16 protein-coding genes are annotated in these 15,055 nt (G+C 69.2%); 8 read left to right on the top strand and 8 right to left on the bottom strand.

Translation table 11 applies throughout. The features are described from left to right. Positions 1 to 93: 93 nt before the first annotated feature. Positions 94 to 1,074: a FecR domain-containing protein gene (locus AVE30378_RS00075; RefSeq protein WP_129238736.1), complete on the bottom strand. Its 981-nt coding sequence runs from the start codon at positions 1,072 to 1,074 to the stop codon at positions 94 to 96. A 6-nt stretch (positions 1,075 to 1,080) separates the two neighbouring features. Further along, entirely contained in the window at positions 1,081 to 1,572 is a 492-nt protein-coding gene (locus AVE30378_RS00070) for a sigma-70 family RNA polymerase sigma factor (RefSeq protein ID WP_129238735.1), read from the bottom strand. 166 nt (positions 1,573 to 1,738) lie between these two features. On the opposite strand from AVE30378_RS00070, the gene AVE30378_RS00065 reads away from it, so the two are divergent. Continuing rightward, positions 1,739 to 1,927: a hypothetical protein gene (locus AVE30378_RS00065; RefSeq protein WP_129238734.1), complete on the top strand. Its 189-nt coding sequence runs from the start codon at positions 1,739 to 1,741 to the stop codon at positions 1,925 to 1,927. 70 nt (positions 1,928 to 1,997) lie between these two features. Here the strand turns inward: AVE30378_RS00065 and AVE30378_RS00060 are convergent, their stop codons facing one another. Next, positions 1,998 to 3,032, bottom strand: a complete 1,035-nt coding sequence (locus AVE30378_RS00060) for a DNA-binding protein (protein ID WP_129238733.1) — start codon at positions 3,030 to 3,032, stop codon at positions 1,998 to 2,000. 191 nt (positions 3,033 to 3,223) lie between these two features. Between AVE30378_RS00060 and AVE30378_RS00055 the strand changes: the two genes are divergently transcribed. Then, the gene (locus AVE30378_RS00055; protein ID WP_129238732.1) at positions 3,224 to 4,303 is read left to right on the top strand and encodes a site-specific integrase; all 1,080 of its coding nucleotides are present in this window, start codon (positions 3,224 to 3,226) and stop codon (positions 4,301 to 4,303) included. Between the two features lie 38 nt (positions 4,304 to 4,341). Continuing rightward, entirely contained in the window at positions 4,342 to 5,892 is a 1,551-nt protein-coding gene (locus AVE30378_RS00050) for a sensor domain-containing diguanylate cyclase (RefSeq protein WP_129238731.1), read from the top strand. 28 nt (positions 5,893 to 5,920) lie between these two features. Here the strand turns inward: AVE30378_RS00050 and AVE30378_RS00045 are convergent, their stop codons facing one another. Then, a complete protein-coding gene (locus AVE30378_RS00045; RefSeq protein WP_129238730.1) occupies positions 5,921 to 6,655 on the bottom strand; it encodes a spermine/spermidine synthase domain-containing protein in 735 nt (244 codons plus the stop codon). Between the two features lie 192 nt (positions 6,656 to 6,847). After that, positions 6,848 to 7,000 (bottom strand): hypothetical protein, encoded by a 153-nt coding sequence (locus tag AVE30378_RS32510; protein WP_165360036.1) that lies wholly within the window; start codon positions 6,998 to 7,000, stop codon positions 6,848 to 6,850. 509 nt (positions 7,001 to 7,509) lie between these two features. Here AVE30378_RS32510 and AVE30378_RS00040 point away from each other — a divergent pair. Both AVE30378_RS00040 and AVE30378_RS00035 read left to right on the top strand, forming a co-directional pair. Continuing rightward, positions 7,510 to 7,977, top strand: a complete 468-nt coding sequence (locus AVE30378_RS00040; protein ID WP_129238729.1) for a tripartite tricarboxylate transporter TctB family protein — start codon at positions 7,510 to 7,512, stop codon at positions 7,975 to 7,977. Positions 7,978 to 7,980: 3 nt separating this feature from the next. Continuing rightward, the gene (locus AVE30378_RS00035) at positions 7,981 to 9,504 is read left to right on the top strand and encodes a tripartite tricarboxylate transporter permease (RefSeq protein WP_129238728.1); all 1,524 of its coding nucleotides are present in this window, start codon (positions 7,981 to 7,983) and stop codon (positions 9,502 to 9,504) included. Here AVE30378_RS00035 and AVE30378_RS00030 read toward each other — a convergent pair whose 3' ends face one another. After that, on the bottom strand, positions 9,505 to 9,825 hold the full coding sequence (locus tag AVE30378_RS00030; RefSeq protein ID WP_129238727.1) for an Rdx family protein: 321 nt from the start codon (positions 9,823 to 9,825) through the stop codon (positions 9,505 to 9,507). It abuts the gene before it with no gap. A 71-nt stretch (positions 9,826 to 9,896) separates the two neighbouring features. Between AVE30378_RS00030 and AVE30378_RS00025 the strand changes: the two genes are divergently transcribed. After that, positions 9,897 to 11,111 carry a multidrug effflux MFS transporter gene (locus tag AVE30378_RS00025; protein ID WP_129238726.1) on the top strand — a complete coding sequence of 405 codons (1,215 nt, stop codon included), beginning with the start codon at positions 9,897 to 9,899 and terminating at the stop codon, positions 11,109 to 11,111. A 30-nt stretch (positions 11,112 to 11,141) separates the two neighbouring features. Beyond that, the gene (locus tag AVE30378_RS00020; protein WP_129238725.1) at positions 11,142 to 11,936 is read left to right on the top strand and encodes an enoyl-CoA hydratase; all 795 of its coding nucleotides are present in this window, start codon (positions 11,142 to 11,144) and stop codon (positions 11,934 to 11,936) included. A gap of 13 nt (positions 11,937 to 11,949) precedes the next feature. Here AVE30378_RS00020 and chrA read toward each other — a convergent pair whose 3' ends face one another. Further along, a complete protein-coding gene (chrA, locus tag AVE30378_RS00015) occupies positions 11,950 to 13,206 on the bottom strand; it encodes a chromate efflux transporter (RefSeq protein WP_129238724.1) in 1,257 nt (418 codons plus the stop codon). Positions 13,207 to 13,406: 200 nt separating this feature from the next. Between chrA and AVE30378_RS00010 the strand changes: the two genes are divergently transcribed. Next, entirely contained in the window at positions 13,407 to 13,886 is a 480-nt protein-coding gene (locus AVE30378_RS00010; protein ID WP_129238723.1) for a carboxymuconolactone decarboxylase family protein, read from the top strand. A gap of 18 nt (positions 13,887 to 13,904) precedes the next feature. Here the strand turns inward: AVE30378_RS00010 and AVE30378_RS00005 are convergent. Further along, positions 13,905 to 15,055, bottom strand: a 1,151-nt coding sequence (locus tag AVE30378_RS00005; protein ID WP_165360035.1) for an aminotransferase-like domain-containing protein, incomplete at its 5' end; no start/stop codon positions are given.

Below are 15,055 nucleotides of genomic sequence, written 5' to 3'. Positions count from 1 at the left end.
CCGGATGGACCCGGGCAAAAGGGACAGGCAAGGACAGGTTTAATTGAAAGCAAATGCAACTTGCCGCCCATGGCTGGCTGCCCGCCCGGCGGTTCAGGACGCCCGGGCGGTCACCGTGACCCAATAGCGGGTCCGCGACACCACGCGCACGCCCAGCGTCTCGGCCACGATGGCCAGCACGGCATCGGTATCGTCCAGGCGGAACACGCCCGATACGCGCAAGCCGGCCACCGCGGGGTCGCAGCGGATCACGCCCGGCCGGTAGCGCGACAGATCGTCCAGGAAGGCGTCCAGGCGCTGGTTGCTGGCCTCGATGACGCCGCGGGTCCAGCCGGGAGCGTCCTGGCTGGCGGGCCGGCGGGACTGGAACGCGCTGGCGGTAAAACGCAGGGACTCCCCGGCGTTGACGAGGCGCGGCGCGCCGCCGGCACGCAGGCTGACCTCGACGCTGTGTTCCAGGACGGACAGCGAGGTCATCGCTTCGCCGTCATTCCATTGGCGTACCACGAACCGGGTGCCCAGCGCCCGCAGCCGGCCCTGCGGCGTTTCGATGAGGAAAGGCCTGGCCCTGCCCTGGCGGTCGGCCGCCGTCCGGACGTAGATTTCGCCGCCGCGCAGGTACAGCAGCCGGGAGGCCTCTGAATAGACGACATCGACGCCGGTGTCCGTATTGAGGAGCACCTGGCTGCCATCGGCCAGCACCAGATCGCGGTTTTCCCCCACCGCCGTGCGGTAGTCTTCGGCCCCGCCCGGCCGCGCCACCTGGCGGTAGCCCAGCCACGCGGCGGGCAGCGCGACGCCAAGCAGGGCCAGCGTCCGGATCGCGGCGCGCCGGTTGACCCGCCTCTGGCGGGTGAGCAAGGGCACGCCCAGCGTGGGCGGAACGGCGCCGAACTGCTGGCTCAGGCGCTGCGCGCGCTGCCATGCAAGCTCGCGCTCGGGGCTAGTGCGGCGCCAGCGCTCGAAGGCGGCATGGTCTTCGGGCCCTGCCTCGCCGGAATGCAGCCGCACCAGCCAGCGCGCGGCCTCGCGGATGACGGCGGTGTCGAGCGGCGCGGATCCCTGGGTAGCCACGGCCGGTCATTGCTCCATCAAGGTCAGGCAGATTTCGAAGCCCTGGGCCATGTAGCGCTTCACGGTGCGGTCGCTCAGCCCGGTCCTGGCGGCAATCTGCGCGTAGGACAGGCCTTCCAGTTGCGACAGCACGAATACCTCGCGCGCCTGCGGCGCCAGGCCCGACAGCAGGCGGTCCAGTTGCTGGAGCGCCTGTTGCACCGCCAGCAGGCTCTCGGGCGAGGCGTCCACTTCGAAAGGCAGCGCGGCGACCGCTTCGAGCCACGCGCGCTCGAGCGAGCGGCGGCGCCAATGGTCATTGAGCAGCCCCCGCGCGATGGTCGTCAGATAAGCGCGCGGCTGCCTCAGTCCGGAGACCTCATCGGGCTTGCGCAATATGCGCAGAATGGTGTCGTGCGCCAGATCCGCCGCCTCGTCGCCATGGTCGAGACGCCGCCGCCACCATTGGCAGAGCCAGTCATAGTGGTCTTCACAAAGGATTTGCAGGGGATTGGACATGCGCGCAGGGCCAGGCGAATTTCGATGGGAATGATACCAAGAATCGTTCTTGGTACTGAAGATTTCCCTTGGGGACGGAAGGCCGCGCGCCCCGGCGCCGGGCACGCCACTTGCCGGGGATGGGTTCCCTGCCCCGTTTCCGGCAGGCATCTCCAGGAGATTCGCCATGAGGACTCTGACCACCGCCAGCGTGTTGCTGGCCCTTTTGCTGGCCGGCTGCTCCGGGGCCGGTTCCTACGGTTCCAGTTCGCCTCACTCGGGCGGCGCCACGTCCGCGGATCCGGCCAACTACCATTCCTCGAACTTCGGCGAGCCCAACAACGAACCCTTCCAGGGCGTCCATCCGGGGCATTAGCGCGGCCCGCCCGGGGCCGCGATCTCGGCGCCCTGGCGCGCACGCCACGATGATCCCAGCCTTGCGGGCGTCAGGGCTGGGCGGTATCCGCCTGCGCGCCCTTGGCCGCGTCGCCCGCGGCCAGCGCCATCAGGTGCCGGGCCATTTCGCCCAGTTGTCCGTCCTTCGATTTCAGTTGCTCGAGGAAATCGGCCGCCCGGGCTTCGGCGGCGGCCAACCTTGTTTCCAGGGCGTGTTCGCGTTCCCGGGCGGCCGCCGCGCCGCCCTGGGCGGCGGCCAAGTCGGATTCGTGGCGTATCCGGTTTTCCTGGGCCTCGGCGCGCAATGCTTGCGCGCCCTGCTCCGCCTGGCGCCGCAGTTCCTGTTCTTCGGCCAGGGCCTTGCGGGCCTGGGCCAGTTGCTGCTGGCCGGCGGCCTGCGCTTCGTCCAGGCGGGCCTGCAGGCGCTTGACGGCGCCGCGCTCGCCGTCCAGTTCGTTCAGCCAGCGGCGTTCATGGGCCGCATGGCGGGCCTCCAGCGCCTCCAGGGCCTGCGCCTGCCGGCCGCGCGCTTTTTCCGCGTCCGCCAGCAAGGCCTGCGCGGCGGCGCGGGCATCCGCGAGCTGCACCCCATGTTGTTCAAGCTGCGCGTCGCGCTGCCGCAATTGCAGTTCGGCCGCTTGCAGGCGGTCTTCGGCGGCCGCCAATTGCGAGGCGGCCACCTTGAGCGTTTCCTGAAGGTCCCGTTCGCGCTGCGCGAGCCCGGCTTCGCGCCGTTGCAGTTGTTCCGCGTCGGCCGCCAGCCTCTCGCCTTCCCGCGCCAGTTCTTCCCAGCGTTCGCGGTACGTCCGGGCCTGCTCCGCCCGGGCTTCGGACAGGGCCGCTTCCCAGAAATGGGCCGCGGCCCGGGCGATGGGGTCCGGAATGGCCGGCGACGCGGCGAACGCGCCGGGATCCTTGATGCGCGCGCCCAGCGACCGGAACCAGGTTTCCAGATAGGGGCTGACGGTATTCGGGGAGCCGCGGCCGATCTTCTGGCGCACGCGCTCGATCGTGGGGCGGGCGCCTTCCAGCAGCAAGGCGTCGGCGGCGCTCCACACGTCTGTTTCGGTGATTCCCGTGGCCATGGGCGGACTCCGTCAAATTTTTGGCACGTTCCGGATAATTACCCACGATAATGGAACCTTATCGGGAGTAATTCTATATCTATGTTAGATATCATACAGTATATGTATGTATATTTATAATATGCAGGATTGGCCGGAAAGTCTCCGGCGCGCCCGCGCTGTAACGCCCGAATCCCTGACGCCGGAATCCGATGACCCTGACCCTGCAAGCCCCGCTGCCCGTCCTGGACCCGCGCGCGCTGGACGCCCAGGCCGATGCCGCCGTGCGCGACCTGATGCGCGAAGGCAGTTCGGCCAATACCGCCGCCAGCTACCGCGCCGCGATCCGCTACTGGACGGCCTGGTTCGAACTGCGCTACGGCCAGCCCTTCGCCCTGCCCCTTCCGCCAACCGCGGTCGTCCAGTTCGTGGTCGACCACGCGCAGCGGTCGACCGGGCAAGGGCTGCAATGGGAACTGCCGCCGGCGCTGGACCGCGAACTGGTCCGCCTGAAGGCCAAGGGCAAACTGGGCGCGCCCAGCCTGAATACGCTGTTGCAGCGCCTGTCCGTGCTGTCCAAGGCTCATGAATTGCGCGGGCACCCCAATCCCTGCCGCGACGCCCGGGTGCGCGAACTGCTGGCCAAAACACGCCGCGCCTACGCCCGCCGCGGCGCGGCCCCCGCCAAGAAGGTCGCCCTGACGCGCGAACCGCTGCAGGCCCTGCTGGCCACCTGCGACGATTCCCTGCGCGGCGTGCGCGACCGCGCCCTGCTGCTGTTCGCCTGGGCCAGCGGCGGCAGGCGGCGTTCCGAAGTGGTGCGCGCCACGGTCGAGAACACCGCGCGCACCGCCGACGGTTTCCTGTATTCGCTGGCGCATTCCAAGACCAACCAGGCCGGCGCAAACCGCGCGAACGACCAGAAGCCCATCGTCGGCATGGCGGCGCAGGCACTGGACGCCTGGCTGCGCGCCAGCGGGATTACGCAAGGCCCGCTGTTTCGCCGTGTGCGCCGCGGGGACGTGGTGGGCGAACCGCTGGCCGCCGCGGCCCTGCGCGACATCGTGCAGGAGCGCTGCCGGCTGGCCGGCCTGGAAGGCGATTTTTCGGCGCACAGCCTGCGTTCCGGCTTCGTGACCGAAGCGGGCCGCCAGAACGTGCCGCTGGGCGACACCATGGCCTTGACCGGGCACGCCAGCGTGGCCACCGTCATGGGCTACTTCCGCGCGGGATCGGCGGCCCTCTCCCCGGCGGCCCGGCTGCTGGACGAACCGGATTCCGGTCCACGGTAAAATCGCGGCCAGCATCCCTGCCCGACCGGTCTCTCTCCATGCGAATCCACCTGCGCGGGCTTGTGCTTGCGCTCACCATATTCAGCGCCCTCGTCGCCACCGCGAATACGCTCTACGCCAGCTATCGCGTGCAGCGCGAACAGCTCATCTCGAACACGCTGGAATCCAACCGCGTCTATGCCGCCAAGCTGGCGGAGAGCGCGGGCGCCTTTCTCAAGTCGGCCCTGCGGCAGTTGGAATACAGCGCCCGCCACCTGTCGGTCCGCCTCGACGTTCCCGAACTGCTGGCCGCCGAAGCTTCGCGCCTGCAGGAACAGTCCGACAGCTTCAACACCGTCGCCATCGTGCGGGCCGACGGCATTCTCCTCGCCGCCTCGAACAGCTTGCGCGGATTCGTGGGCACCCGTGTCGACAGCGCCGGCAGCCTCGCGGCGCTGCAGGCGCGCAAGCCGCTGGTCAGCAAGCTCTATGTTTCCCTGACCGGCAAACAACTGATCAACGTCTCGCACCCTATCCGTTCGGATGACGGCCGCTACCTGGGCTATGTCGCGGGCACCATCTACCTGAGCCAGGAAGGCGCCTTGCATACGCTGCTGGGCAAGCACCATTACCAGGACGGCTCCTATCTGTATGTGGTCGACAACGAGGGCCGGCTGATCTATCACGAGGACACCGCCCGCGTCGGGGAGAGCATCACCGCCAACCCGGCGGTGGCGGCGGTAGTGCGCGGCCAGGCCGGCGCGCAGCGCCTGGTCAATACGCGGGGCGTGGACATGCTGGCCGGCTACGCGGGCGTCCCCTTGAGCGGCTGGGGCGTGATCGCGCAGCGGCCCGCCCAGGCGACGCTGGAGCCGCTGGACAAACTGATCTGGGCGTTGATCGGCTATGCGGCGCCGTTCGCCATCGCCTTCCTGCTGGCCATCTGGTGGTGCGCGCGCAAGATCTCGCAGCCGCTGTCGCAACTGGCCACCAACGTCGAGCACGAGGAGGTGGCCATCGCGATGCAGCGGGTCCAGTCCGTGAAGGCCTGGTACTTCGAAGCCCAGCGCCTGAAGCGCGCCGTGATCCGCAGCTTCACGAGCCTGCAGGATGAAATCGGCAAACTGAACCAGGCCAGCATCACCGATCCGCTGACCGGCCTGCACAACCGGCGCGGCCTGCAGGCGGCGGTGGAACGGCTGCAGGCCGCGCGCGCGCCATTCGGCGTGATCGCGCTGGACATCGACCACTTCAAGCGGGTCAACGACACTTACGGCCACACGGTGGGCGACGAAGTGATCCGCGGATTGGCGCAGCTCATGCGCGAATGTTCGCGCCCGTCGGACGTGCTCTGTCGCAACGGCGGCGAGGAATTCCTGATCCTGCTGCCCGGCGCCGGCGCGAAGGAAGCGGCCAACGTGGCCGAGCGGCTGCGCAAAAGCATGGAGACGCGCAGCCTGCATGGCACGTCGGGCATCACGCTGTCGGCCGGGGTGGCGCAATGGCCGTCGGCCGGCGCCGAAGTGGGCGCGGCGTTCCAGGCGGCGGACGCGGCGCTCTATGCCGCGAAGCAGCAAGGACGCAACCGGGTGGTGACGCACGCGCCGTAGCGCGGCGGCGCGCCCGGCACGCGCCGGTTCAGTCCAGCAGCGGCCAGAGCCCCGGCGCGATGCGCGACCACAGGTCGGCGCTCATGGCCTCGGGCTTGCGGCCGGGCAGGCCCGTGCGGCGCTTGAGCAGGTCGCCCTTGCAGGCGAACACGATGCTGTGGGCCAGCGAGGTGTCGCTGACCTCGATGACGGATCCGGCGAAGCGCTGCCTGATGCGGCCCAGATAGCGCCGGTAGTTGAAATTCGACGCATGGAAGTTGCCCACCATCAGCCCGTTGGCGGCCAAGGCGTGGAAGCACCCGTCGTAGAACGCATCGCTGGTGAGCTGCGCCGGTATGCCGTTGATGTCGTAGCCGTCCACCAGCACCGCGTCGTACTCGTCGCGGTATCGGTGGATGAGTTCGGCGCCGTCGCCTTGCAGCACGGCGAAGCGCGCGTCGTCCTCGGGCACCAGGAACGAATCGCGCAAGGCGATGACGTGCGGATTGATCTCGAAGACGTCGATCCGGGCCGACGGCAGGTAGCGATGGCAGAACTTCGCGAGGGAGCCGCCTCCCAGCCCGATCATGGCGATCCGGCGAGGTTCGGGGTTCAGCAGCAGGAACCCCATCATGATGCGCGTGTACTCCAGGTTCAGCGCATAGGGGTCCTTGGTCCACATGCGGCTCTGGATCTCGCCGCGCGAGAACATCAGGGACCGCGACGTGGTCGTGGCATAGATGAAAGGCCTAACCGGTTGATGGCTCGATGTGCTTTCAGGCATTCCAGATACTCGCTGTCAGGGAGGGCGATGCCGGGCGGCGCCCGGCGCCCAGGCGCATGCCGCCGCCGGGCGCGGGGCCCGGGCGGAAACTGCGGATGGAAAAAGCGCGGGAAAGAGAAGATCGCCCCGGACGGCGCGCCGTCCGGGGCGTTCGAGCGCAAGCGCCGCGGCGGGGCGCGGCGGAGTCAGGCCTTACGCGGAGGAACGCAGGGCTTCGGTGTCCTCGGTGGATTCGGCATCCGCGGGAACGGCATTGATGTCAGTGTCTTTCTTGGCCTCGGGCGCCTTCCAGTCCAGGGGAGGAATCTCGAAGCGCCATTTCTTGCCGACCAGTTGATGAGACATGAGCGTTCTCCTATTCAGGGCGCATGGCTTCCCCCGCACAAGCGCGATACGCGGATTCGAGCGTGCCGTGGATGCGGATCCATTGCTGGACGCGGGGGAACAACCACGCAGGCCACGCTGGCAAAGACGCGGCCGGACCTCCCGGCCCGGCTGCTGTGTGGCAGCATAATTATTGTTTTTGCTGCTAATTGTCGTATTTTAGCACGATTTTGAATGAAATAGCCAGCGGATGATGCCTGCCCGGCCATTTGGCCGCCCTCGCCTGCCCGTCGTTCCCGCCGGCGTCGCGCCGTCGAAGGCCCGAAACCGCCCGCCCGGCGCGCGCCGGACCCCGGCATGTTCCTAGGGATTTCCCCCATTTTTCGCGGAAACAAGGTAGTTCCAGGCGCTTCCCGAACTGTCTGAAAGCTGAACGGAAGTTTGGATTTCTAGACTCCCCCATTCATTACACAGTCAGTTTTTGTTCAGACATATGTCAGACGAAGGCACAACAAGGGGAGGACGAGACAATGCAATCCAAACGCAGCGCCCTGCGGCGCGAGGCGTGGGCCGCGGGCACGATGATCGTGCTGGGCCTGGGCGCCATCGCGCAGGCGGCCACGTACAGCCTGGGCACCCTGGCGCGCATGGGACCGGGGATGTTCCCCGCGATCCTGGGCGCGCTGCTGGTGATGCTGGGCCTGATCATCGCCCGGATGGCCGCGGCGCCCGCCGCCGAGGACGATGCCGAAGACCTGCCGCCGCCGGAATGGCGCGGCTGGGGCTGCATTATCGGCGGCCTGCTGACCTTCATCGTGGCCGGCAAGTACGGCGGCCTGGTGCCCGCCACCTTCGCGCTGGTGTTCATCTCGGCGCTGGGCGACCGCCAGCACACGCTGCGCAGCGCGGCCCTGCTCGCGGCGGGCGTGACGGTGCTGGGCGTGGCCGTTTTTTCGTGGGCGCTGCAATTGCAGTTTCCCCTGTTCCGCTGGGGCTGAGCGATGGACATACTCAACAATCTGATGCACGGGTTTTCCGTCGCCTTCGCGCTGGACAATCTCATGTGGGCCGTCTTCGGCGTGTTCATGGGCAACCTGATCGGCGTGCTGCCCGGCATGGGCGTGCTGGCGGCGATCTCCATCCTGCTGCCGCTCACCTACACCATGACGCCCACGGCGGCGCTGGTGATGCTGTCCGGCATCTACTACGGCTCGCAGTACGGCGGCGGCATCACCTCGATCATGCTGAACCTGCCCGGCACCGCGTCGCACGCGGTGGCGTGCCTGGACGGCAATCCGCTGGCGCGCAACGGCAAGGCGGGCTCGGCGCTGTTCATGTTGATGTTCTCGTCGTTCTGCGGGGCGTCGGTGGGCATTCTGGCCATGATCCTGTTCTCGCCGCTGCTGGTGGACGTGGCCTTCAAGTTCGGCCCCGCCGAATACTTCTCGATGATGATGCTGGGCCTGCTGGCGGGCGCGACGCTGGCCAAGGGTTCGGCGATCAAGGGCGTGGCCATGGTGGTGGTGGGCCTGCTGCTGGGGGTGGTCGGCACCGACGTCAACACGGGAACGATGCGCTTCCATTTCGGCATCCTGGAGCTGTCCGACGGACTGCAGATCGTGGCGCTGGCCATGGGCCTGTTCGGCGTGGCGGACTTCCTGAAGAACATCAACCGCATCGGCGGCGGCGGCAAGGTCACCGCCGCGAAGATCAGCATGAAGTCGATGCGGCCGGAAGCGGGCGACATCCGGCAGTCGCGGGGCGCGCTCGTGCGTGGCACGGCGATCGGCGCCGCGTTCGGCATCCTGCCCGGCACCGGGCCGACCATCGCCTCTTTCATTTCGTACGCCACCGAAAAGAAAGTGGCGCGCGACCCGCGCCGATTCGGGCGCGGCGCCATCGAAGGCATCGCCGGTCCGGAGGCGGCCACCAGCGCCTCGACGCAGACCAGCTTCATCCCGACCATGAGCCTGGGCATTCCAGGCGATCCGGTGATGGCCCTGATGCTGGGCGCGCTGATCATCCACGGCATCCAGCCGGGGCCGCAGATGATGGTGGAGCACGCGGATATGTTCTGGGGGCTGATCGCCAGCTTCTGGGTGGGCAACGTGCTGCTGCTGCTCTTGAACCTGCCGCTGATCGGCATGTGGGTGCGCCTGCTGACCGTGCCGTTCCGCTACCTGTTCCCCGCCGCGCTGTTCTTCGTCTGCGTGGGGGTCTACAGCACGAACAACAACCTGTTCGACGTGGCGATGGTGACGGTGTTCGGCGCGGCCGGCTATGCGCTGATCCGCCTGCGCTTCGAGCCGGCGCCGTTGCTGCTGGGATTCGTGCTCGGGCCCATGGTCGAAGAGAACTTCCGCCGCGCCCTGCTGCTGTCGCGCGGCGACCTGTCGATCTTCGTGTCGCGGCCCATCAGCCTGGGTTTCGTGGTGGCGTGCGCCGGGCTGATCGCCTTGCTGGCGGCATCGGCGTTCCGGCAGCGCAGGGAGCGCGAGGCGCTGGGGTCGGAGCCGGCCGCGTGATCAGGCGCCGGGCGTGAGCGCGGGGCCGGCCGGGTGGCCGTCGATATGGCCCAGCGGCCGGCCCGGATCGAGCCGGTCGCGCACGCGCTGCTTCAGCACCTTGGCTTCGGGAAAACCGCCGTCGCTCTTGCGGTCCCAGATCAGATCGCCGTTGTAGGTGATCTGGAAGATGCCCCCGGTGCCCGGTTGCAGCACCACTTCGCCCAGATCGGTGGAAAAGGTGGACAGCAGCTCCTGGGCCATCCAGGCGGCGCGCAGCAACCACTGGCACTGGGTGCAATATAGGATGACGATGCGGGGTCGGAGGGCGGGCGCGTTCATGCGGAAGATTCTACCTCCGTTCGTGGATAATATCGGGTTTTCCCGGGTTCGCGATGAACCCCGAGCCTGCCATGAAGTCTGCATTATCTCCCCGGGGCCAACGCTGGCTGATCGGCCTCCTGATGGGGCTGGTCACGCTCACGCCGATGGGCATAGACATCTATCTTCCGTCGCTGCCCGCCATGGCCGAGGATTTCGGCCGGCCCGTCACCGCGCTGCAAACCAGCATCACACTGTTCATCTTCGCGGTGGGCGTGGGGCAGATGCTGATCGGGCCGCTGGCCGACCGCTATGGCCGGCGGCCCGTCGCGCTGGGCGGCGCGCTGGCCTACCTGCTGGGCTCGGCGCTCGGGGCGGCCGCCGGGTCGCTGGAGGTCTTCTATGCCGCGCGCGTGATCCAGGGTATCGGCGCCTGCTCGGCTTCGCTGGTGGCCTTCGCCGCGGTGCGCGACTGCTTCAGCCCGGCCGTGGGCGCGCGCGTCTACAGCTATCTGAACGGCGCGCTGTGCACCGTGCCCGCGCTGGCGCCGATGGTGGGCGGCGCGCTGGCGGTGCACGCGGGCTGGCGCAGCGCCTTCGTCTTCATGGTGCTGTTCGCGCTGGCCCTGGCCGCCCTGCTCGCGGTCCGCTTCGAAGAAACCCGCGCGACGGCCGCCCGGCCGGGGGGCGCGCTGTACAGCCCGCGCCGCTACGCGCCCATCGTCGCAAGCGGACGCTTTCTGTATTTCGCCGCCTTCGGCATGGCCGGCATGGCGATGATCCTGGTGTTCGTGGCCGCGGCGCCGGTGGTGCTGGTGCAGCAACTGGGTTATTCCGAACTGGGATTCTCCGCCTGGTTCGGCGGCAACGCGGCCATCAACATCGGCGCCTTCTTCCTCGCGCCCGCCTTCATCGCCCGCTACGGCCGGCACACCATGGTGCGCGTGGGCATGGCCGCCCTGCTGCTGGCTTCCGCCATGCACCTCGCGGCGTGGCTGTGGATGCCCCTGTCCGCCTGGGTCTTCATGCTGCCGGTGGCCGTGCTGACCGTGGGCTTTTCGCTGGCGCTGGGTTCCGGCCTGAGCCTGGCGCTGGAGCCCTTCGCCGAACGCGCCGGCACCGCCGCCGCGGTGTACGGGCTGTTCCAGATGAGCGGATCGGCGCTCATCGCCACGGCGCTGCTCGACAGCGGCATGCCGCCGCAGGCGGCGATGGCCCTGGTCGGCGCGGCCGTCGTGGCGCCGCTGCTGTGCCTGTCCGCGGGCATGTCGCGAAGGCTGGTTCCTTTTGGCGGGAACAGGCCGTAGTATCCAGGGATACCCCAACCTGGAGGCGACATGAGCATCGACGACACGGCGGAACAGCCGATCCTGGCGCGCGCGGCCGAGGGCGGCGTGGTGACGCTGCGCCTGAACCGGCCCGGCCAATTCAACGCGCTTTCCGAGGCCATGCTGGCCGCCCTGCAGGCGGAGATAGACGCCCTGGCCCGCGACGGCGATGTGCGCTGCGTCGTGCTGGAATCCACGGGCCGCGCGTTCTGCGCCGGCCACGATCTGCGCGAAATGCGCAGCCAGCCTTCGCTGGACTACTACCGCGAACTGTTCAGGAAATGCGGCAGCGTCATGCAGGGCCTGCAGGCGCTGCCCGTGCCCGTCATCGCCAAGGTGCGCGGCATCGCCACCGCGGCGGGCTGCCAACTGGTGGCCAGTTGCGACCTTGCAATCGCGGCCGACACGGCGAGCTTCGCGGTGTCGGGCATCAACGTGGGGCTGTTCTGCTCGACGCCCGCGGTGGCCCTGAGCCGCAACGTGTCGGCCAAGCGCGCATTCGAAATGCTGGTGACGGCGCGGTTCATCGACGCGGCCCAGGCCAGGGACTGGGGCCTGATCAACGACGCCGTGCCGGACGCCGAACTCGACGGGCGCGTGCGGGCGCTGGCCGGCGACATCCTGGCGAAGAGCCCGGCCGCCATCCGCTACGGCAAGCGCATGTTCTACAAGCAGCGGCAAATGGCGCTGGCCGACGCGTACGACTACGCCGGCGACGTGATGGCCCGCAACATGATGGAGGCGGACGCCCGCGAAGGCATCGACGCCTTCCTGCAGAAGCGCCAGCCGCGCTGGCAGGCCTGAGGCCCGGGCCGGCCTAGCCCAGCCAGCCCAGCGCCCATCCGCCCGCCGCGGCCGCCAGCACCACCCAGACGGGCGACCACCGGGCATAGACCAGCAGCGCGAACAGCAGCAGGGCCAGCGCGAAGTCGGCGCGGCCCAGGATGCCGCCGATCCAGACCGGGTCGTACAGGGCCGACAGCAGGATGCCCACCACGCTGGCGTTCACGCCCGCGATCATGTTGCGCACGCCGGGCCGCAGCCGCAGGCTGTCCCAGAACGGCAGCGCGGCCGCTACCAGGAGCGCGCCCGGCAGGAAGATGGCGATCAAGAGCGCCAGCCCGCCGGCCCAGCCCGACAGCGGGCCGGACGACATCGCGCCCAGGAAGGCGGCGAAGGCGAACAGCGGACCGGGCATGGCCTGCGCCGCGCCGTAGCCCGCCAGGAAATCGGCGTTGGACACCATGCCGCCGGCGACCGACGCGGATTCCAGCAGGGGCAGCACCACGTGGCCGCCGCCGAATACCAGGGCGCCCGCCCGGTAGAAGCCGGCCAGTTGCGCCGCCAGCGGCTCATCGCTGATCGCGGCCCAGGCCGGCAACGCGGCCAGCAGCAGCACGAACAGCGCCAGGGCCGCGTAGCCCGCGCGGCGGGATACGCCCGTCGCCTCGGAGGCCAGCGAGGGGCGCGCCGGCACCTTGAGCGCGGCGGCGCCGACGACGGCGCCCAGCAGGATGGCGGCCAGTTGCCCCAGCGCGGTCGGCAGCGCCACGGTGATGAGCGCGCAAGCCACCGCCAGCCCGGCGCGCGGCCGGTCGGGGCAGAGCGAGCGGCCCATGCCCCAGACCGCCTGCGCGACGATGGCCACCGCGGCGATCTTCAGGCCATGGATGGCGGCGGATCCGGACAGCCAGCCGAAATGCCCGAGCCCCAGCGCGAAGAGCGCGAGCGCGATGGCGGTGGGCAGCGTGAACGCCGCCCACGCGGCCAGCATGCCCGTCCAGCCCGCGCGCTTCAGGCCGATGGCCATGCCGACCTGGCTGCTGGCTGGTCCGGGCAGGAACTGGCACAGCGCCACCAGGTCGGAATACGCGTAATCGTCCAGCCAGCGCCGCCGGTCCACGAATTCGGCGCGGAAGTAGGCCAGGTGCGCCACCGGCCCGCCGAAGGACGTCAGCCCCAGGCGCAGGAAGGCCAGGAACACTTCCAGACAGGACCCCGGCCCGGCTTGCACGCGGGCGGACGCCGCGGATTGGCTGGCGACATGTTCGTCATGGGGAGGAGGCAGCGGCATGGGACTGGGCTTCGTCGACAGGCGGGGCGCAAGTATCGGCCCCCGCTTCAAGCTTATAGCCGGGCGGCGCCGTGGATTCAACCGCCGGGGCATCGAACATGGCCCAGCCGGAAACACCATTCATGGCACTTCCGGGCTAGGCCAATCCGCCGCATCCTGGCGGCTCGAGATTCCTCTCGGCAACACAGACAGGCAGGAACATGACCCAACGATTGAATTACTTCGACATCTCGGCGGAATTGTCCAGGAAGTACCTGGACTTCAGCACCGCGCTCAAGAAATCCCCGATGGCCCGGGAGTTCGGCCATCTGGTCGACCTCCGCGCTTCGCAGATCAATGGCTGCGGCTTTTGCGTGGACATGCACGTCAAGCAGGCCAGGATCGCGGGCGAACGCGAACTGCGGCTGCACCACGTCGCCGTCTGGCGCGAGTCCACACTGTTCTCGCCGCGCGAACGGGCCGCCCTGGCGTGGACTGAAATCGTGACCGCCCTGCCCGCCCATGGCGTGTCCGACGAGGCCTACAGCGCGGCGCGGGAACATTTTTCCGAGACGGAGATCTCCGACCTCACCTGGCTGATCGTCTGCATCAACGGCTGGAACCGCCTGGGCGTGACCTTCAGGACCGTGCCGGGCTCGGCCGACGCGGCGTACGGCCTGGACAAGGCCGGCCTGCAATAGGCCGCGCCCCGGCCGCCGCTACATCAATGCCCGGATGCGCAGGCCCAGTTCCCGCGCCTGCGCTTCGGACGCGATGTTGGTGAAGCTGAGCAGCAGCCCGGACTGCCCGTCCGGCGCCGCGAACCAGCGCGACAGCGCTTCCGCGTACAGCCCCTGCTCCAGCATCCGCCGCGCCAGCGGCCGGTCGGCCTGGTTTCCTTCCATCCGCGCCACCAGGTGCATGCCGCCCGGCTGCGGCTCTATCCGCATGCGCGTCCCGAGCGCGGCGGCCAGCCCCGCCGCGGCCGAGTCGCGCCGTTCTCCGTAAAGCCGGCGCATGCGCTGGATGTGGCGGCCGAAGTGTCCTTCCGCCATGAAGGCGCCCAGGATCGCCTGGGTCAGCGCCGGCGCGCCGCCGGCCAGCCAGCAGAACTGCTCGAAGCGGGCGGCCTGCGCTTCGGGCACCACCAGATAGGCCAGGCGCAAGCCGGGAAACAGCACCTTGCTGAACGTGCCCGCGTAAAGCACCCGCCCCTGCGTGTCCAGGCTCTTCAAGGCCGGCAAGGGCCGGCTGACGTAGCGGTATTCGCCGTCGTAATCGTCTTCCACGATCCAGGCGCCGCTGCGTTCGGCCCAATCCAGCAGCGCCTGCCGCCGCGGCAGCGAGAGCGACATGCACAAGGGGCTTTGGTGGGCCGGCGTCACCACCGCGCCACGGGCCCGCGGCGCCCGTTCGATGCCCGCGCCGACGACGAGGCCGTCGTGGTCCACGGGCACGGGCACCGCCTGCAAACGCGCCTGTTCCAGCAGCAGCCGCGTGGGCGGATAACCCGGGTCTTCCATCCAGACGCGGTCGCCCGGCTCGAACAGGGCCTGCAGAATCAGGCGCAGGGTGTGGTTGTAGCCGGAGGTGATGAACACCTGCGAAGGCTGGCAATGGATGCCGCGCGCCACTTGCAGATAAGCGGCCGTCGCGCTGCGCAGGGCCGGCAGGCCACCGCTGGGCGGATAGGCAAGCTCTGGCGCCTGCAGGCCGCGCAACTGCCGGGCCCCGAGCCGCGCCCAGAGCTTGCGCGGGAACGCGTCCAGCGCCGGCAGCCCCATCTGGAAAGGCAGGATGCCGGAGGCGCGCGGCCAGGCCTGTTCGTCGCGCGCGGGCGCGGCGGGCGGCGGCGCCGCGGCGGCCGCCT

Origin of the sequence: Achromobacter veterisilvae (assembly GCF_900496975.1) — a bacterium.
In the GTDB taxonomy this organism is placed as follows: domain Bacteria; phylum Pseudomonadota; class Gammaproteobacteria; order Burkholderiales; family Burkholderiaceae_B; genus Achromobacter; species Achromobacter veterisilvae.
This window is presented reverse-complemented; position numbering and strand designations above follow the sequence as displayed.

Coding starts and splice junctions, on each gene's coding strand:
- AVE30378_RS00025 (WP_129238726.1), top strand. CDS start 9,897: ATGAAGTCTGCATTATCTCCCCGGGGCCAACGCTGGCTGATCGGCCTC.
- AVE30378_RS00040 (WP_129238729.1), top strand. CDS start 7,510: ATGCAATCCAAACGCAGCGCCCTGCGGCGCGAGGCGTGGGCCGCGGGC.
- AVE30378_RS32510 (WP_165360036.1), bottom strand. CDS start 7,000: ATGTCTCATCAACTGGTCGGCAAGAAATGGCGCTTCGAGATTCCTCCC.
- AVE30378_RS00050 (WP_129238731.1), top strand. CDS start 4,342: ATGCGAATCCACCTGCGCGGGCTTGTGCTTGCGCTCACCATATTCAGC.
- AVE30378_RS00045 (WP_129238730.1), bottom strand. CDS start 6,655: ATGCCTGAAAGCACATCGAGCCATCAACCGGTTAGGCCTTTCATCTAT.
- AVE30378_RS00010 (WP_129238723.1), top strand. CDS start 13,407: ATGACCCAACGATTGAATTACTTCGACATCTCGGCGGAATTGTCCAGG.
- AVE30378_RS00030 (WP_129238727.1), bottom strand. CDS start 9,825: ATGAACGCGCCCGCCCTCCGACCCCGCATCGTCATCCTATATTGCACC.
- AVE30378_RS00070 (WP_129238735.1), bottom strand. CDS start 1,572: ATGTCCAATCCCCTGCAAATCCTTTGTGAAGACCACTATGACTGGCTC.
- AVE30378_RS00020 (WP_129238725.1), top strand. CDS start 11,142: ATGAGCATCGACGACACGGCGGAACAGCCGATCCTGGCGCGCGCGGCC.
- AVE30378_RS00060 (WP_129238733.1), bottom strand. CDS start 3,032: ATGGCCACGGGAATCACCGAAACAGACGTGTGGAGCGCCGCCGACGCC.
- AVE30378_RS00065 (WP_129238734.1), top strand. CDS start 1,739: ATGAGGACTCTGACCACCGCCAGCGTGTTGCTGGCCCTTTTGCTGGCC.
- AVE30378_RS00055 (WP_129238732.1), top strand. CDS start 3,224: ATGACCCTGACCCTGCAAGCCCCGCTGCCCGTCCTGGACCCGCGCGCG.
- chrA (WP_129238724.1), bottom strand. CDS start 13,206: ATGCCGCTGCCTCCTCCCCATGACGAACATGTCGCCAGCCAATCCGCG.
- AVE30378_RS00035 (WP_129238728.1), top strand. CDS start 7,981: ATGGACATACTCAACAATCTGATGCACGGGTTTTCCGTCGCCTTCGCG.